The organism is Tsuneonella amylolytica, from assembly GCF_003626915.1.
Lineage (GTDB): Bacteria > Pseudomonadota > Alphaproteobacteria > Sphingomonadales > Sphingomonadaceae > Tsuneonella > Tsuneonella amylolytica.
On record NZ_CP032570.1, the window covers coordinates 2,176,353 to 2,201,385 of the forward strand.

18 protein-coding genes and 1 tRNA gene are annotated in these 25,033 nt (G+C 68.1%); 6 read left to right on the forward strand and 13 right to left on the reverse strand.

Features of this window, described 5'->3' with window-relative positions; translation table 11 throughout:
- Positions 1-71: 71 nt before the first annotated feature.
- Entirely contained in the window at positions 72-1,106 is a 1,035-nt protein-coding gene (locus D4766_RS10690; protein WP_162935750.1) for a phosphotransferase family protein, read from the forward strand.
- Positions 1,096-1,392 carry a DUF6285 domain-containing protein gene (locus D4766_RS10695; RefSeq protein WP_120717447.1) on the forward strand — a complete coding sequence of 99 codons (297 nt, stop codon included), beginning with the start codon at positions 1,096-1,098 and terminating at the stop codon, positions 1,390-1,392. The genes D4766_RS10690 and D4766_RS10695 overlap by 11 nt, the downstream gene beginning before the upstream one ends.
- A gap of 10 nt (positions 1,393-1,402) precedes the next feature.
- Here the strand turns inward: D4766_RS10695 and D4766_RS10700 are convergent, their stop codons facing one another.
- Positions 1,403-2,191, reverse strand: a complete 789-nt coding sequence (locus tag D4766_RS10700) for an enoyl-CoA hydratase-related protein (protein ID WP_234024777.1) — start codon at positions 2,189-2,191, stop codon at positions 1,403-1,405.
- A gap of 139 nt (positions 2,192-2,330) precedes the next feature.
- Between D4766_RS10700 and acs the strand changes: the two genes are divergently transcribed.
- Positions 2,331-4,280 carry an acetate--CoA ligase gene (acs, locus tag D4766_RS10705; protein WP_120717448.1) on the forward strand — a complete coding sequence of 650 codons (1,950 nt, stop codon included), beginning with the start codon at positions 2,331-2,333 and terminating at the stop codon, positions 4,278-4,280.
- A 7-nt stretch (positions 4,281-4,287) separates the two neighbouring features.
- Here acs and D4766_RS10710 read toward each other — a convergent pair whose 3' ends face one another.
- The 6 genes from D4766_RS10710 to infA form a co-directional block, all read right to left on the reverse strand.
- Positions 4,288-5,622 (reverse strand): cation:proton antiporter, encoded by a 1,335-nt coding sequence (locus D4766_RS10710; protein ID WP_234024778.1) that lies wholly within the window; start codon positions 5,620-5,622, stop codon positions 4,288-4,290.
- Positions 5,623-5,677: 55 nt separating this feature from the next.
- Positions 5,678-5,753 (reverse strand) — tRNA-Phe (locus D4766_RS10715).
- Between the two features lie 83 nt (positions 5,754-5,836).
- On the reverse strand, positions 5,837-6,040 hold the full coding sequence (locus D4766_RS10720; RefSeq protein WP_120717449.1) for a DNA gyrase inhibitor YacG: 204 nt from the start codon (positions 6,038-6,040) through the stop codon (positions 5,837-5,839).
- Positions 6,037-6,981: a ribonuclease E/G gene (locus D4766_RS10725; RefSeq protein WP_120717450.1), complete on the reverse strand. Its 945-nt coding sequence runs from the start codon at positions 6,979-6,981 to the stop codon at positions 6,037-6,039. Before D4766_RS10725 ends, D4766_RS10720 begins: the two co-directional genes overlap by 4 nt.
- Positions 6,982-6,991: 10 nt before the next feature.
- Positions 6,992-7,561 carry a Maf family protein gene (locus D4766_RS10730; RefSeq protein WP_120717451.1) on the reverse strand — a complete coding sequence of 190 codons (570 nt, stop codon included), beginning with the start codon at positions 7,559-7,561 and terminating at the stop codon, positions 6,992-6,994.
- A 17-nt stretch (positions 7,562-7,578) separates the two neighbouring features.
- The gene (gene infA / locus D4766_RS10735) at positions 7,579-7,824 is read right to left on the reverse strand and encodes a translation initiation factor IF-1 (RefSeq protein WP_067681512.1); all 246 of its coding nucleotides are present in this window, start codon (positions 7,822-7,824) and stop codon (positions 7,579-7,581) included.
- A gap of 206 nt (positions 7,825-8,030) precedes the next feature.
- Here infA and D4766_RS13870 point away from each other — a divergent pair, with 206 nt between their 5' ends.
- A complete protein-coding gene (locus tag D4766_RS13870) occupies positions 8,031-11,075 on the forward strand; it encodes a TonB-dependent receptor (RefSeq protein WP_162935751.1) in 3,045 nt (1,014 codons plus the stop codon).
- Positions 11,076-11,088: 13 nt separating this feature from the next.
- On the opposite strand, the gene D4766_RS10745 is transcribed toward D4766_RS13870, so the two are convergent.
- The 3 genes from D4766_RS10745 to D4766_RS10755 are packed head-to-tail and all read right to left on the reverse strand — an operon-like array spanning position 11,089 to position 14,695.
- Positions 11,089-11,886 carry a lipase family alpha/beta hydrolase gene (locus D4766_RS10745; protein WP_234024779.1) on the reverse strand — a complete coding sequence of 266 codons (798 nt, stop codon included), beginning with the start codon at positions 11,884-11,886 and terminating at the stop codon, positions 11,089-11,091.
- Positions 11,883-13,481, reverse strand: a complete 1,599-nt coding sequence (locus tag D4766_RS10750; protein WP_234024780.1) for a WS/DGAT/MGAT family O-acyltransferase — start codon at positions 13,479-13,481, stop codon at positions 11,883-11,885. The genes D4766_RS10745 and D4766_RS10750 overlap by 4 nt, the downstream gene beginning before the upstream one ends.
- Positions 13,482-13,525: 44 nt before the next feature.
- The gene (locus tag D4766_RS10755) at positions 13,526-14,695 is read right to left on the reverse strand and encodes a BaiN/RdsA family NAD(P)/FAD-dependent oxidoreductase (RefSeq protein WP_194955763.1); all 1,170 of its coding nucleotides are present in this window, start codon (positions 14,693-14,695) and stop codon (positions 13,526-13,528) included.
- Between the two features lie 29 nt (positions 14,696-14,724).
- On the opposite strand from D4766_RS10755, the gene uvrC reads away from it, so the two are divergent.
- Complete coding sequence (gene uvrC / locus D4766_RS10760) at positions 14,725-16,701, forward strand: excinuclease ABC subunit UvrC (protein WP_120717454.1); 1,977 nt, start codon at positions 14,725-14,727, stop codon at positions 16,699-16,701.
- A 65-nt stretch (positions 16,702-16,766) separates the two neighbouring features.
- Here the strand turns inward: uvrC and D4766_RS10765 are convergent, their stop codons facing one another.
- From D4766_RS10765 to D4766_RS10775, 3 genes are all read right to left on the reverse strand, one after another.
- Entirely contained in the window at positions 16,767-17,069 is a 303-nt protein-coding gene (locus D4766_RS10765) for a hypothetical protein (RefSeq protein WP_120717455.1), read from the reverse strand.
- A 69-nt stretch (positions 17,070-17,138) separates the two neighbouring features.
- Complete coding sequence (locus D4766_RS10770) at positions 17,139-20,033, reverse strand: M16 family metallopeptidase (RefSeq protein WP_120717456.1); 2,895 nt, start codon at positions 20,031-20,033, stop codon at positions 17,139-17,141.
- Positions 20,034-20,079: 46 nt separating this feature from the next.
- Positions 20,080-22,248, reverse strand: coding sequence for an acylase (locus D4766_RS10775; RefSeq protein WP_120717457.1), 2,169 nt, complete (start codon positions 22,246-22,248; stop codon positions 20,080-20,082).
- 183 nt (positions 22,249-22,431) lie between these two features.
- Here D4766_RS10775 and clpB point away from each other — a divergent pair, with 183 nt between their 5' ends.
- Positions 22,432-25,011, forward strand: a complete 2,580-nt coding sequence (gene clpB / locus D4766_RS10780) for an ATP-dependent chaperone ClpB (protein ID WP_120717458.1) — start codon at positions 22,432-22,434, stop codon at positions 25,009-25,011.
- Positions 25,012-25,033 lie beyond the last annotated feature (22 nt).

Below are 25,033 nucleotides of genomic sequence, written 5' to 3' on the forward strand. Positions count from 1 at the left end.
AACGGCCTGTCAGCTGTGCTACACCGGGACCGCAAAGGCTCGAATCGGGCGGCAGGAGAGGGAAAGCGCGAGTGAGCGAAGCGAGCCCGGTCGAGAATGTCGATGCGCTGGCGGTCGCAATCCTCGACGCGGCGCGAACCGCGGGCGTCCCGGCTGACGCGGTGGATGGTCTGAAGCGCCTCGGCGGCGGGGCCAGCAAGGACATGTGGTCGTTCGACCTGATGCTGGACGGCGGCGGGCGCATGGAACTCGTCCTGCGCAGGCAGCCGCCAGGGCGCCGTTTCTCGAGCCAGGGTCTGGGCAGCGTGGCGCGCGAGGCGGCGCTGGCGCGGCTGGCGGGGGAAGCGGGCGTGCCGGTGCCCGCGATTGCCTTCGAACTGCCCGCCGGGTCGCCCGCCGGCGACGGCTACGCAATGGAACGGCTGGCGGGCGAGACCGTGGGCGTCAGGGTGCTGAAGCTGCCCGAGCTCGCCGATGCGCGCGCGGGGATGGCCCACCGCTGCGGCGAAATCCTCGCACGGCTCCATGCGGCCACCGTACCGGACGGGCTCAACCTCAGATCCCAGGGCGCGCGCGAGGAACTCGCCGCGTTGGAGGTCCGCTATCGCGATAGTGGCCAGGACCGCCCCGTCTTCGAATACGCGCTGCGCTGGCTGGCGGACAACCTGCCGGACGAACACCGCCGCGTCCTGCTGCATGGCGATTTCCGCAACGGCAACCTGATGGTGGGGCCCGAGGGCATTCGCGCTTTGCTCGACTGGGAACTCGCCCACGTCGGCCCGCCGGCGTACGATCTCGCGTGGCTCTGCGTGCCGAGCTGGCGCTTCCAGCGACCCGAATTGCCCGTGGGCGGTTTCGGCACGCGCGAGGATCTCATCACCGGTTACGTAGGTGCAGGCGGCGCGCCCGTCGACCGGGCCGAGCTTCATGCGTGGGAGGTGTTCCAGACGATGAACTGGGGCGTCATGTGCCTCGGCGTCGCGAAGGCGTTCGTCGAGGGCCCGCGCACGGTCGAGGCAGCCGTCATCGCACGGCGCGCATCGGAAACCGAATTCGACCTCTTGCGGATGCTCGCTCCCGATCACGGAGGCTGGAATGGCCGATAGTCCCCCACCGGCGATGCTGATCGCCGAAGTCCGCCGCGCGCTGGACGAGGGCCTCGCCCCCGGCTTCCCGCAGAAAGTCGCCGCCAACGCGCTCGGCATCGCCCAGCGCGAACTGGAAAACGGACCGCCGGTGTCGGCGGAGGAGGCCGCGCGCATGTGCGCCGCGATCCGCGCGGGCGAGGACGGCGCGGACCTCGTGGGCGAACTTATCGCCCTCACGATCGCCAAGCTGGAGATCGACCAGCCGGCCTACCCGTCGTTCCGCGCGTGGAAGGACGGCGGCTAGGCCGCCCCGTTCACTTGCCCTGGAACTGGGCCTTCCGCTTGCCGAGGAACGCCATCGCCCCTTCGGCCGCGTCGGCCGTGCCGCCGGCCAGGCGCTGGGCCTCCGCCTCGGCCGCCAGCGTCGTCGCGAGGTCGGCCTGCAAGCCGTCGCGCAGGGTCTTCTTCATCAGGCCCAGCGACACCGTCGGCCCGCCCGCAAGGCGCGCGGCGAGCGCCTCGGCCTCCGCATCCAGCGCGTCGTCCTCGACGCAGCGATAGATGAGGCCGATCCGCTCGGCTTCCTCGCCGCCGATCTTTTCGCCGAGCATCATCATCCGCGTCGCCTGCGCGGTCCCGACGAGGCGGGGGAGCATCCAGCTCGATCCGCCATCCGGCACGAGGCCGATGTTGACGAAAGCCTGGAGGAAATAGCCCGATTTCGCCGCGATGACGAAATCGGCTGCCAGCGCGATCGAGCAGCCGACGCCGGCAGCGGGGCCGCGCACCGCGCTGACCACCGGCACCGGCACGCTGGAGAGCGCCATAATCATCGGGTTGTAGTGGCGGGTGAGCGAACCGTGCGCGCGGTCTCCGCCCTTGACCGAAGACTGGCTGTTGGCGGCGAGGTCGGCCCCCGAACAGAACGCGCGCCCTTCGCCGCGAAGCAGGATCGCGCGGGCATCACCCCGGTCGCGCAAAGCGGCGAAAATGTCGTCAGCCATCTGCGGCGGGCAGGCGTTGAGCCGTTCGGGCCGGTTGAGCGTGATCGCCAACACCCCCGCGTCGGTCGTCTCCACCCTGATCGTTTCGAAGTCTGCCACCGCGCGTCCTCCCCGGTTCGATTGCCTTTCGCAACCGTGTGCGGGAAGCACGTCCGGTTTGCAATCGTCCATCGCCACGCGGCCCTTTCGGCGCGCCGCCTTTGGCTTTAGGCTGCCGCACGAAACGAGAGGATCGAGAATGACGAACACCGCGCACGACACCGAATGGGTTCCAAGGCCCGCCGGGGCGGCCGATGGCACCGGGTGCGACGCGGCGCAGTACGATGCGATGTACGCCCGCAGCATCGACGATCCCGACGGCTTCTGGCGCGAACAGGCCGCGCGGCTCGACTGGTTCGAGGAACCGAAAACGATCGCGGGATGGAGCTTCGATCCGGTCGACATCGCGTGGTTCGAAGGCGGCACGCTCAACATCTGCCACAACGCGGTCGATCGGCACGTCGACGCCGGAAACGGCGACCGGGTCGCGCTGATCTTCGAACCCGACGATCCCGGCGGTGAAGTGCGCCGGATCACCTACGCCGAACTCCGCCGCGAGGTCGTGCGGATGGCGAATACGTTGAAAAAAATGGGCGTGGCGAAGGGCGACCGGGTTACGATCTATATGCCGATGATACCCGAAGGCGCTTTCGCGATGCTCGCCTGCGCGCGCATCGGGGCGATCCATTCGGTCATCTTCGGCGGGTTCAGCCCCGATGCCATCGCCGGCCGGGTGGAAGACTGCGCGAGCGACTGGATCGTCACCGCGGACGAAGGGCTGCGCGGGTCGAAGACCGTCCCGCTCAAGGCCAACGTCGATGCGGCACTGAAAAAGGTATCGGCCAAGGCCGTGCTGGTGATCCGCCACACCGGCGGCAAGGTCGCCATGACCGAAGGCCGCGACCACTGGTACCACGAGCTTTCGGACGGTCTCGATGCGGACTGCCCGTGCGAGCCGATGGCGGCGGAAGACCCGTTGTTCATCCTTTACACCAGCGGATCGACGGGCAAGCCCAAGGGCGTGCTCCACACCACGGGAGGCTATGCCGTCTGGACCGAGACGACGTTCCGCTATGTGTTCGATTATCGCGCGGGCGAGGTCTGGTGGTGCACCGCCGACATCGGCTGGGTCACCGGGCACAGCTACATCGTGTATGGCCCGCTGCAAAACGGCGCGACGGCGCTGATGTTCGAAGGGGTGCCGAACTTTCCCGACCACGACCGCTTCTGGGCAGTGGTCGAGAAGCACAAGGTCAACCTGTTCTACACGGCCCCCACCGCCATCCGAGCGCTGATGCGCGAGGGCACGGCCCACGCGACGAAGCACGACCTGTCCTCGCTCCGCCTCATTGGCAGCGTGGGCGAGCCGATCAACCCGGAGGCCTGGCGCTGGTACCACGACACCGTCGGCAAGGGGGCGATCCCACTCGTCGACACATGGTGGCAGACCGAGACCGGCGGCGTGATGATTACCACGCTGCCCGGCGCGCACGACATGAAGCCGGGCAGCGCCGGAAAACCCTTCTTCGGCGTCTGCCCCCATCTCGTCGACGGCGACGGCACGGTGTTGGAGGGGGCCGCGGAGGGGAACCTGTGCATCACCCGCAGCTGGCCGGGCCAGGCGCGCACCGTCTACGGCGATCACGACCGTTTCGTGCAGACCTACTTCAGCACCTATCCCGGCAAGTATTTCACCGGCGACGGCTGTCGGCGCGATGCGGACGGATACTACTGGATCACCGGCCGGGTCGACGACGTCATCAACGTGTCCGGCCACCGGATGGGCACCGCCGAGGTCGAGAGTGCGCTGGTGCTGCATCCCAAGGTCAGCGAAGCGGCGGTCGTCGGCTATCCGCACGACATCAAGGGGCAGGGGATCTACTGCTACATCACGCTGAATGCGGGTGAGGACCCGTCGGACGATCTCGCCGCGGAGCTGCGCCAGTGGGTCCGCAAGGAGATCGGCCCCATCGCCACGCCCGATCACCTGCACTTTACCCCGGCGCTGCCCAAGACCCGCAGCGGCAAGATCATGCGCCGCATCCTGCGCAAGATCGCGGAGAACGACTTCGGCAGCCTGGGGGATACTTCGACGCTGGCGGACCCCTCGGTCGTGGGTGCGCTGGTGGAGGGGCGGCAGAACCGCTGACGCGGCGTCAGTAGTCGTTTTCGACGCCGAGCCTTTCGGGTGGGACCTCGGGTTCGACCGAGGGCATCCGCCGCGCCTGCAGCCGCTCGATCATCTTGCCCAGCGTCGCGCGCTGGACGAGCACGCTGAACAGCACCACCGCGAATGTCGCGGCGAGCAGCAGGCTGCGTGCCGGCCCTTCCGGCAGCGCGAGCGCGAGCGCGATCGAGATGCCGCCGCGCAGGCCGCCCCACCACAGCACGCGGATCGCGCCCGGCGCGTCGAGCTTCACGCCGGGCACCGTGTTGACCATGCCGCCCACCGAAATGCCGCGCGCCGCCAGGGCGATGGGGATCGCCAGCAGGCCGACGATCAGATGCCCGCGCCCGGGCGTCAGCGCGATCATCTCCAGCCCGATCAGCAGGAACAGCACCGAATTGAGCAGCTCGTCGACAAGCTCCCAGAACTTGTTGACGTAGTCGCGTGTCGTATCGCTCATCGCGCGGGCGAAACCATAGTTGCCGATGATGAGCCCCGCGACTGCCATCGCCAGCGGGCCGGAGATGTGGACGTAGCTCGCCAGAGCGTAGCCGCCCATGACGACCGCCAGCGTGATCAGCACCTCCAGCGAGTAGTCGTCCATGCTCTTGAGCCCGCGATAGCCGAGCCAGCCGATGACGAGCCCCAGCACGACCCCGCCGCCCGCCTCGAACGCGAACAGGCGCGCCCCTTCGGCGAGGCTGAATTCCGCCCCCGTCACCGCCGCGCCCAGCAGGATCGTGAACACCACGATGCCCACACCGTCGTTGAACAGGCTCTCGCCCGCCACCGCGGACTGGAGCTGCTTGGGGACGTTCTCTTCCTTGAGGACGCCCAGGACCGAGACCGGATCGGTCGGGCTGATCAGCGCCCCGAACACGAAGTACCAGATGGGCGCGATCGGCAACGCGAGCAGGTTGCCGAGCAGCCACATCGCCCCGCCGACCAGCGCGGTCGAGATCAGCACGCCCACGGTCGACAACAGGAGGACGGGCACCCAGTCGCGGCGCAACCGGTCGAGATCGACGTGGAGCGCGCCCGCGAACAGCAGGAAGCTGAGCATCCCGTTGAGCAATGTCTCGGTGAAATTCATCTGTTCCAGGAGCCGCGCGACCCATTCGTCTAGCGTGAAGAGCGGAAACAGAGCGTGCGCGACCATCAGCGCGAGGCTGGCGAGCGCGCCCATCACGGTCAGGCCGATCACGTGTGGCAGCCGTATGAAGTGGTGGTTCAGATAACCGAGCACCGCCGCGGCGACGACCAGAATGGCGGCGATGTCGAACGCCCCTACGGCCTGGCCGGTCTCGTGCATGGTGCGCGCCATAGCGCCGCGCTTCGTGCTGTCAAAGCAGGGCGGGGACGCGGACCGGGGAGGGGAGTGGTGCCTCGGGGCGGATTCGAACCACCGACACTGCGATTTTCAGTCGCATGCTCTACCAACTGAGCTACCGAGGCAGGCACTGCTCGCCGGGCGTGCAACGCAGCCGGGCGGTTGGCGAGGCGGCGCTATGGCGGCGCGCCGCGCGATTGGCAAGGGGTCAATCGGACGGTTCGTCGTCGCCGCGCAATTCGGGGCCGAGGCTATCGGGGTCGACGGGTTCGCCGGGCACCGCGTAGGCATCGTTGAACCAGCGCGCGAGGTCGCGGTCTTTGCACCCTTCCGAGCAGAACGGCGCGTGTTCCGGATTGCGGGGTTTTCCGCAGATGGGGCAGGGGCGCTGGCCGGATGCGAGACGGGTCATCGCGGCACGATCTGGGCATGGCCGGCGGCGAGCGCAAGCGCCGGATCGACACGGGTGCGAACAGGCCGGCCCGCACGGCGCTCGAGCTCCGCCAGCCATTCGGGCCGCAGGGCGCCGATCACTGACGGATGCGCGGCGAATTCGATTGCGCCGGCACCTTCCACCGCTTCGGCCTCGCGCAGCAGGAAGCGTGCGGCGGCCGCGGCCCGGTTGCGTGCGATCCGCTGGAGAAGCGAAGGCCCTTCGAGCCGGGCGACGAGCTGGACCAGGCCGAAGCCGTTCATCGCGGTGCGCTCGTGCGGCCAGTCGGCCAGCGCATCGGCGAGCGCCGAATCGATCGCCTGCCGGTCTGCCCTGGAGGGCAGGGTGGGAAAATCGATCGCGATCGACCCGCCGAGGTCGAGACGCCGCAACGCGCCGGCGATCGCGGGAACGGCTGCCAGCGCAAGGTCGTGCGGCGGCAGATCCCCGTCGATGTCGATCACGGTCATGCCGGGGGTCGCGTCGAGCAACAGCGACCCGCCGGGAAACGCAATCTTGCCGTCCCATGCCGCGTACCAGACGTCTTGCCACATGCCCGGCGGAAAGCGGCGGACGATGGTGCCGGCGGCGAATGGGTCGTCGGCTGGCGGCACCGCGCCGACACGGGCCTGCGCGCGCTTGAAGCGGCCACGCTCGGCCAGCGCAGCGCGGGTGACGACGATATCGATTCGCGCGCCTTCGCTCGCATTACGCGGCAGGCGGTCGACGAGCAGGTCCTCGCCGTCCTCGGTTCGCGCCGTCCCACGTGCGGACCCTGCGCGGCGAGATACCAGTCTGGCCGTCAGTGCCTGACCCGCAACGAGCTCCCCCGGCCAGCGGATCTTCGCCGCGACGGCATGCTCGTTCTCGACCAGCAGGGCACGGTCCTCGCCGATGCCGCGCTCGACGAGCCAGCCCATCCCCGGTCGCTCAGGCAATCGCGAAACCCGCCGCCTTCAGCAGAGCGCGGGTTTCGAACAGCGGCAGGCCGACCACGCCCGAATGGCTGCCCGCGATCCACGCGATCAGTCCTTCGGCGCTGCCCTGGATGGCGTATCCCCCGGCCTTGCCCTGCCATTCGCCGCTGGCGAGGTATGCGGCGATTTCCTCATCCGACAATCGCTTGAAGCGGACCTGCGTCTCGCTCAGCCGCTCGCGGATCGTACCGTCGGGATGGCGCAGCGCGATGGCGCTCAGCACCCGGTGGCGGCGGCCGGACAGGAGATCGAGGCAGGCGCGCGCGGTCGCCTCGTCCTCGGCCTTGGGCAGGATGCGGCGACCGGCGGCGACCACGGTATCGCCCGCCAGCACGAAAGCGTCGGGCTCCGCCGCCGCCTCGGCCTTCTCGCGCGCCATGCGCTGGGCATAGACGCGCGGCAGTTCCGCCTTCAGCGGCGTTTCGTCGATGTCGGCGGGGGCGACGCGCACCGGCTCGATCCCGAGCCGCGCGAGGAGATCGCGGCGGCGCGGGCTGGCGGATGCGAGAACGAGATCGGGCATGACGTGCCCGCTGGCGGTTACTGCGGCCCCGGGCCGCCGCGTCCCGGCATGAAGCGGTAGGTGATGCGCCCCTTGGTGAGGTCGTAAGGCGTCAGCTCGACGAGCACTTCGTCGCCTGTGAGCACGCGGATGCGGTTCTTGCGCATCTTTCCGGCGGTGTGTCCGAGGATCTCGTGGCCGTTCTCGAGCTCTACCCGGAACATCGCGTTCGGCAGCAGCTCCACCACTCGTCCGCGCATTTCGAGGAGTTCTTCCTTGGCCATGTAGCTCGTCGGTTCCTTTGCACAGGTTGGTCGAATTGGCCGCGCCCTTAAACGCCCGAACCGAAAAAGGAAAGCGTTGCCGTCGCACAAGGCCGGTCCGGGCTTGCGACAAACCGATACGCGCATACCTGTTGTCTTGCGCGGCCCGAGCCGACAAAGCCCCGGCAAGGGGAGGCTGAACTGATTTCATTCAAGGAATTCCCCTCGTGCGCATTCGACCGACCCAGGTTTCGCTGATCGCCCTGTCGCTTGCCGGCACCCCGGTGATGGCGCAGGAAATTCCCGGCGAGCCCGTCGATGGCCCCGAAACCGCGCAGGCGACCGAGGGCGAATCCGCCGATCCGGCGACGACCCCGACGCTGGACGAGATTGTCGTCATCGCCCGCCGGGTGGCAGGGCAAGTGCAGACCGACAGCCCGCCGATCGTCGAGCTGAACGAGGAGGACGTCGCGGCCTACGGAGCCAGCTCCATCGCCGATCTCGTCGCGCAGCTGTCGCCGCAGGTCGGGTCGGGCCGCGGGCGCGGGGGCCGGCCGGTGTTCCTCCTCAACGGCCAGCGCATCTCGAGCTTCCGCGAACTGGGCCGGCTCCCACCCGAAGCGATCAAGAAGGTCGAGGTACTACCCGAGGAAGTGGCGCTGAAGTTCGGCTACCCCGCCGAACAGCGCGTCATCAATTTCATCCTCAAGGACAACTTCGCCAGCCGCGAGATCGAGGCCGAGTACGGCATGCCCACGGCGGGCGGGTACGGTGTCGGCCAGATCGAAGGTTCGCTCGTAACGATCGCGGGCACGAAGCGCCTCAACGCCAGTGTCGAATACAAGAACTCGACACCGCTGACAGAGGCGGAGCGGGGCATCGTCCAGACGCCCGGCAGCGTGCCGACGGTTCCGGGCGATGCGGACCCCGCGGCCTATCGCTCGCTCGTGTCGCGCAATTCGGCGCTGGAGGCGAACATCACCCGCTCGGCCACGCTCGGCGCCGACGCGTCGGCCGGTTCCTACACCCTCAACGGACAGATCCTGCACGACGTGACGCGGTCGCTGTCGGGGCTCGAAACGGTGCGCCTGACCGATCCCACGGGTGCGAGCGCGCTGCGGACGCTGGGCACCGATCCCATCGAGCGCCGGACGGTCAGCGATACCTACTCGTTCGGCAGCGTGCTCAACAAGCCGCTCGGCGACTGGCAGCTCACCGCGACGCTCGACGCGGCGCGGGGGATCAGCCGAAGTCGTCTCGACCGGCGGGCCGATACGGCGCCGCTGGTCGGCGCGGCGGCGGCGGGAACGCTGCCGATCACCGGGCCGCTGCCTGCCCTTTCGCCCGCCGGCCGGGACGAGGCGACGACCAAAACCTACACGGTCGACACGCTCGCCACCCTCAATGGCCAGCCGTTGCTCCTGCCCGGCGGCCAGACGAGCCTGACGCTGAGCGCCGGCTACAAGCTCAACGGCATCGACAGCAGCGACACCCGCAGCATGGCGCCCGACGTCTCGCTCGACCGCCGCCGCGCAACCGCGGGCGTCACGCTGGGCGTGCCGATCACCAGCCGGCGCGAGGATTTCGGTGCGGCGATCGGCGACCTGTCGCTGAACTTGGCGGGCGGGGTGGAGCACCTGTCGGACTTCGGCACGCTGTACAACTACACCACCGGGCTCGTGTGGAAGCCGACCGAGCGGCTGGGCTTGCAGGCGACGTATGTCGCGAACGACGCGGCGCCCAGCCTGACCCAGCTCGGCGCGGCGCGGATCGTGAACTTCAACGTGCCCACGTACGATTTCCGCACCGGGCAGACAGTGCTGATCACCACGACCAGCGGCGGCAATCCCGACCTGCTGGCCGAAAAGCAGCGCGATCTGAAGCTGTCGGCGAGTTACGATCTCGACCTGTTCGAGCGTGCCAACGTCCTCGTCGAATATTATCGCAACCGGTCGAGCAACGTGACCTCGAACTTCCCGCTGCTGACGACCGACGTCGAAGCGGCATTCCCCGGACGGGTCACGCGCGCGGCCGACGGCACGCTGCTGGCGATCGACGCGCGGCCGGTGACGTTCGCGTCCACCGCCAGTTCGCGGCTGCGCTATGGCTTCAACCTGTTTGGCAAGGTTGGCAAGCCGAAGCCGCAGGCCGAACGCGGCGGCGGCAGTGGCGGCGGCGGCGGTGGCCGACCAGCGCAGGCGGCTGCCGCTCCCGCAGCGCCGCCGACTACGGCGCCCGGGGCAGGCGGCACGACGACCACGATGACGTTCGATCCGGCGCGCTTCGCCGAAATGCGCACGAAGTTCTGCGCCACGCCCGAGGGACAGGCGCCGGACCTGACCGGGGTGCCCGAGGGCATGCTCGAGCGGCTGAAGGACGAGAACGGCAACGTCGATCCGGCAAAGGTCGCCGCGCTGAAGACGCGTTTCTGCGCGGCGGACGGCGCTCCCGGCGCCCCGGGCGGGGAAGGCGGTACACGCCGCTTCGACCCGCAGCGTTTCGCCGCCCTGCGCACCGCGCTCGACTGCGTCAACCCCGATACGGTGCCGGGCACCGAGGGTATCCCGCAGGAGGTCCTCGACCGCCTCAAGAGCCCCGACGGCACGGTCGACCCCGCGCGCCTCAAGGAATTCAAGGCCCGCATCTGCGCGCTTCCCGCGCCGGCAGCCGGCCAGCAAGGTCAGGGCAGCGAAGGCGGCGGTCGTCGCGGCGGCGGCGGTGAGGGCGGCGGCGGGGGTGGCGCGATGCGCTTCGGCCCCGGCGGCGGCGGCGACGGACAGGGGCGGTGGAGCCTGTCGCTCTACCACACTGTCAATCTCCAGAACCGCGTCACCATCGCGCCGGGGGGTCCGGTGCTCGACCTTCTGAACGGCGATGCCACCGGCAACGGCGGCGGCATCTCGCGCCACCAGGTCGAGCTGGAAGGCGGCCTGTTCAAGGACGGCATCGGCGCCCGGCTGTCGGGCAACTACGCCAGCGGGACGCGGGTATTCGGCAGCGGCCTGCCGGGATCGAGCGACCTGCGCTTCGGCGACCTCGCCACTTTCAACCTGCGGCTGTTCGTGGCGCTCGACCAGCAGAAGTGGCTGACCGGCAACGACAACGATCCGGGGTTCTGGAAGGGCGCGCGGGTGTCCTTGCGGGTCAACAACCTGTTCGACACGCGCCAGCGCGTAACCGACCAGAACGGGATCGTGCCCCTGCGTTACCAGCCCGGACTGATCGACCCGACCGGCCGCTTCGTCGAGGTCGAGTTCCGCAAGGTATTCTAGCCGCGCGGGTTTCCTAGTGGAGGCGCGAGCGCGGGAAGGCGAAACCCGCGCAGCCCTTCGCCTCGAACGGAGACCATTCGCCTTTGGGCTGGGCCAGCCGGTCGGCGATCGCCAGCATGACGGCGGGGTTCACCCCCAGCCCGATGTGGCTGGCATAGACCTCGATGTTCTCGGTCTGCGGATTGGCGTCCTCGCGCTGGACCGAGCCGCGCCAATGGACCACGCCGTCGCCCTTGGTAAGGATCGAGGTCGTGGGGACCGGCGGCGCTTCGGCCAGCTTGCGGAACTGGCCCGCGCGCATCGGTTCGGGTTCGCGTCCGTTCAGCATCTCGAACAGGCGGCGGGCGTTCGAATGGTCGCGGTCGTCGCTGATCGGGCTGCCGAGCGTGATGACCTGGCGCACCTTGTCCGGCGCTTGCTTCGCCAGTTCCCGCGCGAACACGCCGCCCAAGCTCCAGCCGACGATGCTGATCTTGCCGCCGGTGCGCCGATACAGCTCGTCGACGCAATTCATCATGGCGGCAACGCGGACGTTGTCGACCTTCACGTTGCGGCCCAGCTTCCAGCCGACGGCGTCGTAGCCGAGCTGGCCGAGCAGGCGGCGCATCGGCCCGGTGCTGCCGTCGGTCGCCATGAAGCCGGGCAGAACGAGCACCCCGTGTCCATCGCCGCGCGGGAGGAAGGACAGGAGCGGACGCAGCGCCAGGAACGCGGCCAGTTCGCCCATCGCCCGGCTGGGTTCCGTAAGCGATAGCAGGCGGCTGGGCGGGTGGGCGCGGTAGCCGGGATTGGTGGTGGTGACTGCGGTCAAGATGCGCTCCTGCGGGATTTCGGTTGCGAGGACGAACGGTTCGCGGCGCGCTTCGTGCCCTTGGCGCGGCTCTTTTCGGCGGCCGGCTTTTTCGGCGCGGCTCTTTTCTTAGGTGCAGGCTTCGTATCCGCAGGTGTTGGCGCGCGCGCGGCGTCGCGCAGTTCGTGAAAGCTGTCCTCCAGGCACTGCGCGTAGAATTCCGGATCGGGCATCAGTTCGCGGCAGGCGGTAAAGGCGATCGTCGCTTCGTCGGTGTAGGACTGGACGACGTGGGCGAGGCCCATGCTGTCGGTCAGGCAGATGAGGCCCATCATGCTTTCGAGCCGCGCGCCGGCCGAATAGATCGGTACGGGCGGGCCGGGTACGTTGGTCACGACCGTGTTGAACGCCGGGCCCATGCCCCGGTTGGCGAGGCCGAGCCGGGTGTAGAGCTGCGCCCCGAGGCTCATCCACAGGGCTGGGCTGACCTTGCTCGCCTCGGTCATGTTGCGGGCGCCGATCGCCTCGGTCATCGTCTTGGAATTGGTGGTCTTCGACTGGACGTAGGTCAGCCGTTCGACCGGGTCTTCGATGTGCGAACCCAGCTGCACGACCATCGCCGCCACCTGGTTGCCCATGTCGCCTTTCTCTTCCTTCGAACGGACAGAGATCGGGGCCATCGCGGTGAGCGACTTCTCGGGCAGTTCGCCATGCTTCTGAAGGTACTTGCGCAGCGCTCCTCCGATGATCGCGAGGAAGGCGTCGTTGACCTTCGCCCCCTGCACCAGCGTGCGGATCGCCTTGATGTCGGCCAGCGGCACGCTGCGCCCCTCGACCACGCGGTGCGGGCTGATGACCTTGTTGAACCGGGTCCTGGGCGCGATCATCTCGCGTCCGACGCTGAACTCCTTTGCCGCCAGACCCTTGATCGCCTTGGCAAGGCCCGGGGCCGCCTTGGCCGCCACCTCCAGCTGCTTCATCGGGTTGGTGATGGCGTTGAAATAGCTCTTGCCGAGGAGTTCGGCGGGATTGGGCACCTTGCCCGGCTTCCAGTCGTCGGGCGCGGCGGGCGGCGGCTCGTCAGGGTCGAGCGTGTGCATCGCTTCCATGAGGTCGATGCCGCTCATGCCGTCGATCGCGGCGTGGTGGACCTTGGTCACCATCGCGTAGCACCCCTTGGGGATGCCCTCGATCCCGTCGAGCCCCTCGACCACGGTGAACTCCCACGGCGGACGGGTGAGGTCGAGCGGGCGGGCGAAGATGCGCGCCGCCTGAATGCACAGCTGGCGCCAGTCGCCCGGCTGCGGCAGTGCGACGTGGCGCAGGTGGTATTCGAGGTCGAAATCCGGATCCTCGATCCAGTAGGGGTAGTCGAGGTCGAACGGCACCCGCACCAGCCGCTGGCGGATCGTGCGCGACAGCTGCATCCGGCTTTCGAAGAAGGCGAGGATGTCCTTGAACCGGACGAAGCCGCCCGGCGCGGTCGCGGGGTTGTAGATAAGGATCGAACCGATGTGCATCGGCGAATTCTTCGTCTCCAGCGCGACGAAGCTCGCATCCATACCCTGCAATTGCCGCAAGCGCATCTCTCCTGCCGCCCGTGTTGTGCGGGTCAAGGCGCGGAGACTAACACAAGTTGGACGCTTGGCAATCGTACCGGTCAGAGCGCGTCGCCGGCCGCCACCCCGCTCGCCCAGGCCCACTGGAAATTGTATCCGCCAAGCCAGCCGGTGACGTCGACCGCCTCGCCGATCGCGTAGAGGCCGGGGACGGCCTTCGCCTCCATCGTTTTCGACGACAGCTCGCTCGTCGCGATGCCGCCCACGGTAACTTCCGCCTTGGCGAAACCTTCGCTGCCGTTGGGGCGGAAAGTCCACCGGGCCAGCCGCGCTTCGGCGGCGCGCAGGGCGGCGTCTGGCTGGTTGCCGATCTCGCGCTCCAGCGCCAGCCGTTCGGCCAGTGTGTCCGCGAGCCGTTCGGGCAGGGCGTCGCGGACGAGAGCGCGCAGGGTAACGCGCGGGTTCGTGCGCTTGGCCTCGGTCAGCCAGCCGGGCGCGCGATCGGGCAGGAAGTTCACCGCGACGTCCTCCCCCGGCCGCCAGTAGCTCGAGGCCTGGAGGATCGCCGGGCCCGAAAGTCCGCGATGGGTGAACAGCGCCGCCTCGCGGAAGGCCGGGCCGTTCGCCTGCGTCTCCACGTGGGCCGACACGCCCGACAGTTCGCGGAACAGCACGTCCTCGCCGCCCAGCGTCAGCGGGACGAGCGCGGGGCGCGGTTCGACCACTTTCATCCCAAACCGGCGCGCGAGATCGTAGGCTATGCCCGTCGCGCCCATTTTCGGGATGCTCGGCCCGCCGGTGGCGATCACCAGCGCCGGCGCGGCGACGTCGCCGACTCGGAACGCCCCGTCCGCGTGGCCGACCTTGCCGATCTCCGCGTCGGTGCGGATCTCGACGGCGCCCTTCTCGCACTCTGCCAGCAGCATCTCGACGATCTGCTTGGCCGATCCGTCGCAGAAGAGCTGGCCCAGCGTCTTCTCGTGCCACGCGATGCCGTAGCTTTCCACGAGGTCGAGAAAGTCCCGCGGGGTGTACCGCGCCAGCGCGCTCTTGGCGAAATGCGGATTGGTGCTGAGGTAGTTCGCCGGCCCTGCGCCGATGTTGGTGAAGTTGCACCGCCCGCCGCCCGAGATGAGGATCTTCTTCCCCACCTTCTCGGCGCGTTCGAGCACCAGCACCCGCCGCCCGCGCTGCCCGGCGCGCGCGGCACACATCAGGCCTGCTGCCCCGCCGCCGAGGATGATCGCATCGTATCGCACGCCATGTTGCATGGGGCGCCCCCTATCCCTAGCTGGACCGTATGTCGCGCGCAGAAGCCGGAAGTCCCCACGATCCCCGCGGCAAGGAGCGGTTCAACGAGGATCGCGCGACCTATACCGTCAAGGGCGAGGGCGGCGCGAAGCCCGATATCGAGGCGGGCGTCGCCGCGATCCGCGATACCGTCCGCACCCTGAAACCGCGCCCCGGGGTCTACCGGATGCTCGATGCACGCGGCGACGTGCTCTACGTCGGCAAGGCGCGCAGCCTCAAGGCGCGGGTGGCGAACTACACGCAGGTCAAGGCGCTCTCCAACCGGCTCAAGCGGATGGTCAGCCAGACGCGGCGGATGGAGATCGTGGTCACCAACTCGGAGGCCGAGGCGCTGCTGCTCGAAGCGCAGCTCATCAAGCGCTTCCGCCCGCCGTACAACGTGCTGCTGCGCGACGACAAATCGTTTCCGTTCATCCTCTTGCGGGCGGAACATAAATTTCCGCGCATCCAGAAGCATCGCGGCGCGCGGCGAGCCAAGGGCAACTACTACGGTCCGTTCGCCAGCGCCGGTGCGGTCAACGTCACGATCAACGCGCTCCAGAAACTGTTCCTGCTTAGGTCTTGCACCGACAGCTTTTTCGCCCGACGCGACCGGCCGTGCCTGCTTTATCAGATCAAGCGCTGCTCGGCCCCCTGCGTCGGTCGGATTGACCCGGAAGGCTACGCTGAACTCGTCGCCGAGACCAAGGAGTTCCTGTCGGGCAAGTCGGGCGCAGTGCAGAAGAAGATCGAGGTGCAGATGGCCGCCGCCGCCGCGGACCTCGACTTCGAGCGCGCGGCGATGCTGCGCGATCGGCTGCGCGCGGCGACCGCAATCCAGGGCAGCCAGGCGATCAACGCCAGTGGCGTGGGCGATGCCGACGTCTTCGCGCTCGCCGCCAAGGGCGGGCAAATCGGGGTGCAGGCGTTCTTCATCCGCGGCGGGCAGAACTGGGGCCACCGCACCTTCTGGCCGAGCCATACGAACGAGGTGGACGAGGACGAGGTGCTCGCCGACGTCCTGCTCCAGTTCTACGAGGAAGTGCCGCCCCCGCGCACGATCCTGGTCGACCGCGAGCTGCCCGAGCAGGAGCTGATCGGCGAGGCCTTGTGCGAGAAGGCGGGGCACGGGGTCGACATCTCGATTCCCCAGCGCGGCACCCGGCGGCGGCTGATGCAGCAGGCCCAGCGCAACGCGGTGGAAGCATTGGAGCGCCGGCTGGCCGAAAGCGGCACCAAGGCGAAGATCATGCGCGAACTCGCCGAATTCCTCGAGCTGCCCGAGCCGCCCAATCGCATCGAGGTTTACGACAACAGCCACATCCAGGGTGACAAGGCCCTGGGTGCGATGGTGGTCGCCGCACCCGACGGTTTCGTGAAGGGCCAGTACCGCAAGTTCAACATCAAGACGGCGCAAACCAACGACGACTTCGCGATGATGCGCGAGGTGATGACCCGCCGTTTCCGCAACCTCGCGGAGAACCCCGAAGCGGGGGAGGGCGCGGGGAGCAAGGCCGGAGGGCACGAGACCATCTGGCCCGATCTGGTCCTGATCGATGGCGGTAAGGGCCAGATGTCGAGCGTGAAGGATGCGCTGGAAGATCTCGGTATCGAGGACGTGCCTCTGATCGCCATCGCCAAGGGGCCGCATCACGGCCGCGAGGGGCGCGAAGTGTTCCATTTTCCCGACGGGCGGGAGAAGACTCTGCCGCTGAACAGCCCGCTGCTGTTCTACCTCCAGACCCTGCGCGACGAGGTTCACCGCTACGCCATCGGCGCCCACCGCGCCAAGCGCAGCCGCGCGATCACCGCTTCACCGCTCGACGAGATTCCCGGCATCGGCCCGGGGCGCAAGCGCGCGCTGCTGCTGCACTTCGGCACCGCGGGGAAGGTCCGGGCGGCCGCGCTCGAGGACCTCAAGCGAACCCCCGGTATCAGCGAAGGCGTGGCGCAGAAGATCTGGGATTTCTACCACCCCAGCGCGTGAGGCGGCTCAAACGAAGAAGGGCGCCGGAACGCTCCGACGCCCTTCCTTGGTGATTCTGTTGCGGCTCAGGACTGGCGGGTGCCGGTCATCGCCATGCTGCCGAACGCGCCGGCGTTGACCGAACCGTTGAGGTTGTCGCCTTCGACGGTGGCGTTGCCTTCCAGCTTCATCGGCATGGGCGAGGTCATGTTCATCGTCCAGGTGAGCGTGTCGCCGTCGATCTTGCCGTTTTCGACATCCATCGAGCCCATCGCGCCGGCGTTCTGGCCGGAGAACGTGCCGTCCCCGTTGTCGACGACGGTGAAGGTGCTCTTCTGGTCGCCCATCGGGGTCTTGGTGACGCAATCGTAAGTACCGGCAACGGCCATGGTCTTCTCTCCTCGGGTAGATGAAACAGGCCCGGATATTCGGGCCTGCTTACATCGGTGTCAACGACTTCACTCGGCGGGGCGTTCCTCGATCGGCAGGCCGAGCTTCTCGAGCTGCGGCCGGACGGTCTTGGCATCGCCGACCACGACGAAGACAAGATCGTCGCCCTTGAGCGAGGCGAGCGCGGCCTGGTCGAGATCGCCGGCCTTCAAAGCCTCGTAGCGGGCGGCCAGGGTCTCGTAGTAGTCGTCGGGACGGTTCTTCTCGACGATCTGGATGATCGCGCCGAGCACGTCCTGCGAGGTTTCGAAACTGCCCGGCAGTTCGCGCACGTTGCCGTTGATCAGCCGCTCCAGCTCCTCCTTCGTTACGCCCTTGCCGCCGGTGTAGCTGGCGAGGTCCTTGCGCAGTTCGACGATCGAATCGCCGGTGCGGTCGGCCTGTACCGGTGCGCCGATCAGGAAGTAGCTGCTCTGCTGGTTGTCGCCGACCTGGCTGCTGACGCCGTAGGACCAGCCCTTCGTCTCGCGCAGGTTGGTGTTGATGCGGCTGAGGAAGCCGCCGCCGAACACCTCGTTCGCCGCGCGCAGGGTGACGAGATCGTCGGTGCCCTTGAACGGCAGGATGCGCGCCGCGTAGATCTGCGACTGGGGCGAGGCCGGCCGGTCGATGAGGACGATGCGGCTGGTCTGCGTGGGCAGGGCACCCGCGAACTGCTTGGCCGGGGCGGGGCCGGCCGGGGCCTGCCAGTCGCCGAAGCTCTTCCGCAACATCGCGGTCACTTCCCCCAGCGTCGTGTCGCCCACGACATAGACCCGGGCCCGGTCCGGGCGCAGCCAGGTGTTGTGGAACTGGGCGAGGTCGGCCGGTTGCAGGCTGGTCACCGCCTCGACCGTTCCCGTCCCGCTCGGCGGACGGCCATAGGGATGGTCGGAGCCGTAGAGAATCGGGAACAGCGCGCGCAGCGCGATTCCGCGCGGGTTGTTGAGCTCGTTCCGGATGCGGGTCAGTTGGCGGGTGCGGACCTTCTCCACTTCCGCCGGGGCGAAGGCCGGGTTGCGGACGTAGTCGGCAAGGAGGTCGATCGACGGGGCGAGATTGGCCTTCATCGCGTCAAGGCCGAAGCTGACGCTGTCGCTATCGGCATACCCGCCGAGGTTCGCGCCGAGCCGCTCCTTCGCGATGGCGAGTTCCTGCGAATCGAGCGACTTCGTCCCCTCGTTCATCGCAGCGAGCATGAAGCTTTCGAGGCCCAGCTTGTCCTGCGGATCGGCAGCCGCGCCGGCATCGAAGCTGACGCGCATCGTCACCGCCGGGATCGCGTCGCGCCGGGCGAAGAACACCTGCATCCCGTTGGGCAGGGTCGCCCGTTCGATATCGGGGAAATCGAGGGCGGTCAGATCGGTGACCGGGGGCATGGTCTTGCGGTCCGCCGCGGTCGCGCGGCCGACGCCCATCGCGGCGTCCTGCGCCATGAAGAACGCCGGCATCATGCCGTCGCCCTTGTCCGGCGACACGACATAGCCGCCGCGGTTCTCGCCGCCTTCGGTGCGGGTGCCCGGCTCCACGGTCAGCGCGAAGACGGGGCGAGACAGATACTTCTGCATCGCTGCGCGCACCTGGTCCGGGGTCATCGCCGCGGCCCGTTCGAGCTGGGTGCGGTAATAGGCCGGGTCGCCGTTGTAGAGCAGCCCTTCGGCCAGCGTCGGCGCCTTGCCGCCGAAGCCGCCGACCTGTTCCAGCCCGCGGATCTGCGACGAGGCATAGACCGTGGCGGCCCGCTGCAGTTCGTCGGCGGTCGGCCCTTCGGCCAGGAACTTGGCGATCTGGGCGTCGAGCGCCTCGCCGAGCGCCGCGGTGGTCGTGCCCGGCGCGGCATCGGCCGAGATCACGAACTGGCCGGCCTGCGCATAAATTTCCGCATTGCTCGATGCGCGCACCGCGATCGGGTTGTCGCGCACCAGCGCCTCGTCGAGCCGCGAGCTGGCGAGACCGCCGAGCACCGACGCGCCGAGCGCGAGCGGCAGGTAGTCGGGGTTGTCGAGGCCGGGCACCGCCCACATGCGATAGACGCGCGGCGTGGCGACCTTGTCGTAGATCGTCTTTTCCACCTTGGCCGGCAGGGTCGGCAGGGGTGCAACGACCGGCTCGATTTCCGGCCCGGCGGGGATCGCACCGAACCAGCGGTCGACCTTCGCCTTGGCGGTCGGCAGATCGATATCGCCCGCCAGCACCAGGATGGCGTTGTTGGGGCCATAGTGATCGCGGAACCACTTCTTCACATCCTCGAGGCTGGCGCCCTGAAGGTCGGCCATCGAGCCGATGGTGGAGTGGTGATAGGGGTGGCCCGAGGGGTAGAGGTTCTCGAGCTGCTCGTACTCGACGAGGCCATAGGGGTTGTTATCGCCCTGCCGCTTCTCGTTCTGGACGACGCCGATCTGGTTATCGAGCTTCTGCTGCGTCACCGCGCCGAGGAGGTATCCCATGCGGTCGCTTTCCAGCATCAGCCCGCGGTCGAGCGCGCCGGTGGGCACGGTCTGGAAATAGTTCGTGCGGTCGAACCAGGTCGTGCCATTGACGTCGGTCGCGCCGATCTGCTGCAGCGGTTCGAAGAAGTCGCCCGGCGCGTTCTCGCTGCCGTTGAACATCAGGTGTTCGAACAGGTGGGCAAAGCCGGTCTTGCCCCTGGGCTCGTTCTTCGAACCGACCGCGTACCAGGTGGAGATCGCCACCACCGGCGCCTTGCGGTCGGTGTGGACCAGCACCGTAAGCCCGTTGTCGAGCTTGAACTGTTCGTAGGGGATCGACACCGCGTTCACGAGGTCGCCGACCGGCGCCGGATCAGCGGCGACAGGGGTCGCGGCGAGCGGCGCGGGGGCGCTCGCCATCGGTTCGGCCGGAACGGTGTTGCAGGCGGCAAGCGCGAGGGCGAGCAGGCTGGCGGAAGCGAAGCGCGATTTCATGTGTGCGATGTCCCCGTTTGAATAAGGCTGTCTGGCGGCGCGAACCTTAATCGGACCGCGCACGGTGAGTCACCATCTTTCGACTAACGGCATTCCGCAGCGCATCGGCGCGGGTGAAATGCACGGGTTTGAGCTTGTGCTGCACGAACAATGCCGACTGGTCGGTGTAGTGGACGCTGTCCGGCCGGGTCGTCGCCGAACCGAACGGCTGGATCGACTGGCTCGTCACTGGCTTGCCGGGCGCCCATTCGACGAACTGGATGAAGCTGTCGCCGTGGCGCACTTTCAGGCGTCCGTCGGGCTCCACGTCCCACAGGGTGCTGGCGCGCAGGGTATCGCTGCCGCCGTCGAGCGGCAGGTCGACCGCGAAGCGCCCGGTGCCCTTGCCGTGCCGCAGGCGAAGCACGTCCTGCAGCGGCGGGTCGAGCCGCCCGTAATGTTCCATCAGGAACTCCGCCGCGTCGGTCAGCAGCTTCTTCGCCGGCGTGATGGGTTTCAGGCTGTAGCTGTCGCCCATCGCCGGGCGCATCACCAGCAGCGCAAGCGCATCCGCGCGGCCAGCGCCGTCGCTGGTCAGGTCCCAGCCCTGCATGATCGCCTTGGCCTTCGTCAGGAGCGGATCGCCGCGCGTGTCGAGCCCGTCGATCCCGTCGAGCACCGTCTTGACGTAGTCGACCCGTTCCCAGCCGGTGTCGTACTTGATCCGCTCCAGCCGTTCGCGGCTGATCGGGCCGGGTTCGTCGAGCAGCTTTTCCGCGCGGTAGGCGCGATTGGTCATCTTGGTCTCGATGCCCATTTCGGGCGCGAAGCCGCTGGTCGACAGGTTGCTCGACTTGCCCGCGGCGACCATCGGCGTGTTGTTCGAATTGAACAGGAAGCCGCTCGCCGGATTCACATAATGCGGCAGGTCGTCGTAGGGGACGAGGCTCTGCCAGACGAGGTCGCTGCGGTCGCCCGACAGCACGCCGCGCCAATCCGGCCCGGCTTTGCGCTGCGGCAGCGAGGCATTGTACCAGTAGGCGATCGTGCCCGCCTTGTCGGCGTAGATGAAATTGGTGCCGGGGATCGCGTGGGTCGCGAGGATCGACTGCCACTCGTCGTAGGTCTTCGCCTTGTTGAGCGCGTAGTAGGCGTCGAGCTGGTCGATCCGGTCCATCCCGCCGTAGCGAAAGGCGTAGGCGCCGTTGTCGTTGACGATCACCGGGCCGTGGACGCTGCGATAGACGTCGCGCCAGACGGGGATCACCAGCGGGCCGAAGCGGGCCGACAGGCGCACACGGCGCTTCTCCAGCGGCAACCATTTGCCGTCGAGCCGGTACTGGGTGCCGTCGTCGTTGAGCACCAGCTTGTAGACGTCGACCATGTCGGGCGAATTGACCGTGTTGGTCCAGCCCAGGTCCTCGTTGTGGCCCAGGAACGGGAACGGGCTGCCCGGGAAGTTCGCGCCGGCATAGTGCCAGCCTTCGCCGCTCTCGACCACGAGTTCGTACCAGGCGACCCCGCCTTCCCACGGCTGGTGACTGTTCGACACCAGCCGGGTGACGCCGTCGTCCGACCGGCCCGGCGCGATCGCGAAGGCGTTGGAACCTGCGTTCTCGGCCTCCACCCGGTCGGGCAGCGGTCCGTGCAGCTTCGGGCCCGGGTCGGGCAGCAGCGTCTCGCCCTTGGCGAGCGGGCCGACCCAGTTGTTGAGGCCGAAGAAGAACGGCGCGCGCAAGGCGAACCCGGTCGCCACGTCCTGTCCGCTGACGGGGAACATGTTGCCGAGCTTCACCTCGCCCGGGTGCGCGGCGGCATAGTCGTTGAGGCCGGTGGCGTATGCCTCCAGCAGGGCGCGGGTGCGGGGGGCGAGGGTCGTGTACTGCCGGTCCACCAGTTCGCGCGCGCCGAGCAGCGCCAGCACGTAGTCGAAGGTCGCGCCCTCTTCTCCCTTGATCGCGCCGTAACGCCCCCGCGTCATCGCGATGACGTCCTGCAACGTGAAGAAGTCGTCTTCCGAATGAGCCTGCGCCACGCCGTAGGCGACGTCGGCATCGGTGCGGCCGTAGATGTGCGGCACGCCCCATTCGTCGCGGACGATCTCGGCGCGGTACTCGCGTTGCGGAGGGGCCGTGCCGGGCGTGGCGGCCAGCGGTTCCCACACCATCAGCCCGATCGCGGCGACGGCCACCAGCGCGAGCACGGCGAGCCCGATCCGCGCGATCCATTTCATCATGCAACCTCTCCCTGTACCCGTGCGATAGCGGGGCGGCGGACAGTTGCAACCGGCCTCTTGGCAAGCGGCGATTTTCGACCCACCTATACGAGTAACACACCGCGGCGCATTTTTCCGCTGTCGACCATTGTGTTGCGAATTGGCAACACTATCTCGGGCGCGCAAACAGAGGGCTTCTCACGCATGAATCTCGAAAAGTTCACCGACCGCGCCAAGGGTTTCATCCAGAGCGCGCAGACCGTCGCCATCCGCATGAATCACCAGCGGATCACGCCCGAGCATCTCGCCAAGGCATTGCTCGAGGATTCCGAGGGCATGGCCGCCGGGCTGATCACCCGCGCGGGCGGCAATCCGGCCGTGGCGGTGCAGGGCATCGATGCCGCGCTCGGCAAGATCGCGCAGGTTTCGGGCGGCGGGGCACAGGCGACGCCCGGTCTCGACAACGACGCGGTCCGCGTGCTCGATCAGGCCGAACAGCTCGCGACCAAGAGCGGCGACAGCTACGTCACCGTCGAACGGATGCTGTTGGCCCTGACGCTGGCGACGACGAGTGCCGCCGGTCAGGCGCTGAAAGCTGCCGGGCTCACGCCCCAGGGGCTGGAAGAGGCGATTACCGAACTGCGCGGCGGCCGACAGGCGCACTCCTCGTCCGCCGAGGAAAGCTACGACGCCCTGAGCAAATACGCGCGCAACCTCACCGAAGTGGCGAAGTCGGGCAAGCTCGACCCCGTTATCGGCCGCGACGAGGAAATCCGTCGCACGGTGCAAATCCTCGCCCGTCGGACCAAGAACAATCCTGTCCTCATCGGCGAACCCGGTGTCGGCAAGACCGCGATCGCCGAAGGTCTCGCGCTGCGCATCGCGAATGGCGACGTGCCCGACAGTCTGAAGGACCGGAAGCTGATGGCGCTCGACATGGGGAGCCTGATCGCGGGCGCGAAGTATCGCGGCGAGTTCGAGGAACGGCTGAAGGCCGTGCTCGACGAGGTGAAGGGCGCGGAAGGCGACATCATCCTGTTCATCGACGAGATGCACACGCTGATCGGCGCGGGCAAATCCGAAGGCGCAATGGATGCGGGCAACCTCCTGAAGCCGGCGCTCGCCCGCGGCGAACTGCACTGCATTGGCGCGACCACGCTCGACGAGTACCAGAAGTACGTCGAGAAGGACGCGGCCCTGCAGCGCCGCTTCCAGCCGGTGTTCGTCGGCGAGCCTACGGTCGAGGACACGATCTCGATCCTGCGCGGCCTCAAGGACCGCTACGAGCTGCACCACGGCGTGCGTATCACCGACGGCGCGATCGTGGCGGCGGCGACGCTTTCCAACCGCTACATCTCCGACCGCTTCCTGCCCGACAAGGCGATCGACCTGATGGACGAAGCGGCCAGCCGCCTGCGTATGGAGGTCGAGTCGAAGCCCGAGGAGATCGAGAATCTCGACCGGCGGATCATCCAGCTCAAGATCGAGGAGCAGGCGCTCGGGAAGGAAACCGATGCCGCTTCCGCCGACCGCCTCGCCGCGCTGCGCGACGAGCTCGCTAACCTCGAACAGCAGTCGAGCGAACTGACCACCCGTTGGCAGAACGAACGCGACAAGATCGCCGCCGAAGGCAAGGTCAAGGAAGAGCTCGACGCCGCCCGCATCGCGCTCGAACAGGCGCAGCGCGAGGGCGACCTCGCGAAGGCCGGCGAGCTGCAATACGGCACGATTCCCGGCCTCGAGAAGCGGCTGGAGGAAGCCGCCGGCGCGTCGCAGAACGCGCTCCTGCGCGAGGAAGTGACGGAGGACGACATCGCCGGCGTCGTCAGCCGCTGGACCGGGGTGCCGGTCGACAAGATGATGGAAGGCGAGCGCGAGAAGCTGCTCCAGATGGAGCAGGTGATCGGCAAGCGCGTGATCGGTCAGACGGATGCGGTCGCGGCCGTGTCGAAGGCCGTGCGCCGCGCGCGCGCCGGTCTGCAGGACCCGAACAGGCCCTTGGGCAGCTTCCTCTTCCTCGGCCCCACCGGCGTCGGCAAGACCGAGCTTACGAAGGCGCTCGCCGGGTTCCTGTTCGACGACGACAACGCGATGGTCCGCATCGACATGTCGGAATTCATGGAGAAGCACGCGGTCAGCCGTCTGATCGGCGCGCCCCCGGGCTACGTGGGATACGACGAGGGCGGGGTGCTGACCGAAGCGGTCCGTCGACGCCCCTACCAGGTCGTGCTGTTCGACGAGGTGGAGAAGGCGCACGCAGACGTGTTCAACGTGCTGCTCCAGGTGCTCGACGACGGGCGCCTGACCGATGGGCAGGGCCGGGTGGTCGATTTCTCGAACACGCTGATCATCCTCACATCCAACCTCGGCAGCCAGTATCTGGCCCAGCTGGAGGACGGGCAGGACGTCGAGAGCGTGGAACCGCAGGTGATGGACGTGGTGCGCGCACACTTCCGCCCGGAATTCCTCAACCGGCTCGACGAGATCATCCTGTTCCACCGCCTGGCGCAGGAGCACATGGCACCGATCGTCGATATCCAGGTCGGCCGGGTCCAGAAACTGCTCAAGGACCGCAAGATCGCGCTCGACCTCACCGACGCGGCGCGCCGCTGGCTGGGGCGGGTGGGCTACGACCCGGTCTACGGCGCACGTCCGCTGAAGCGCGCAGTGCAACGCTACGTGCAGGACCCGCTGGCGGAGATGATCCTTTCCGGCGAGGTGCCCGACGGCAGCACGGTGAGGGTGGACGAGGGCGACGGCGAGCTGACGATGGCCGTCGCCTGACCTCGTCCCGATCGGCGAATAA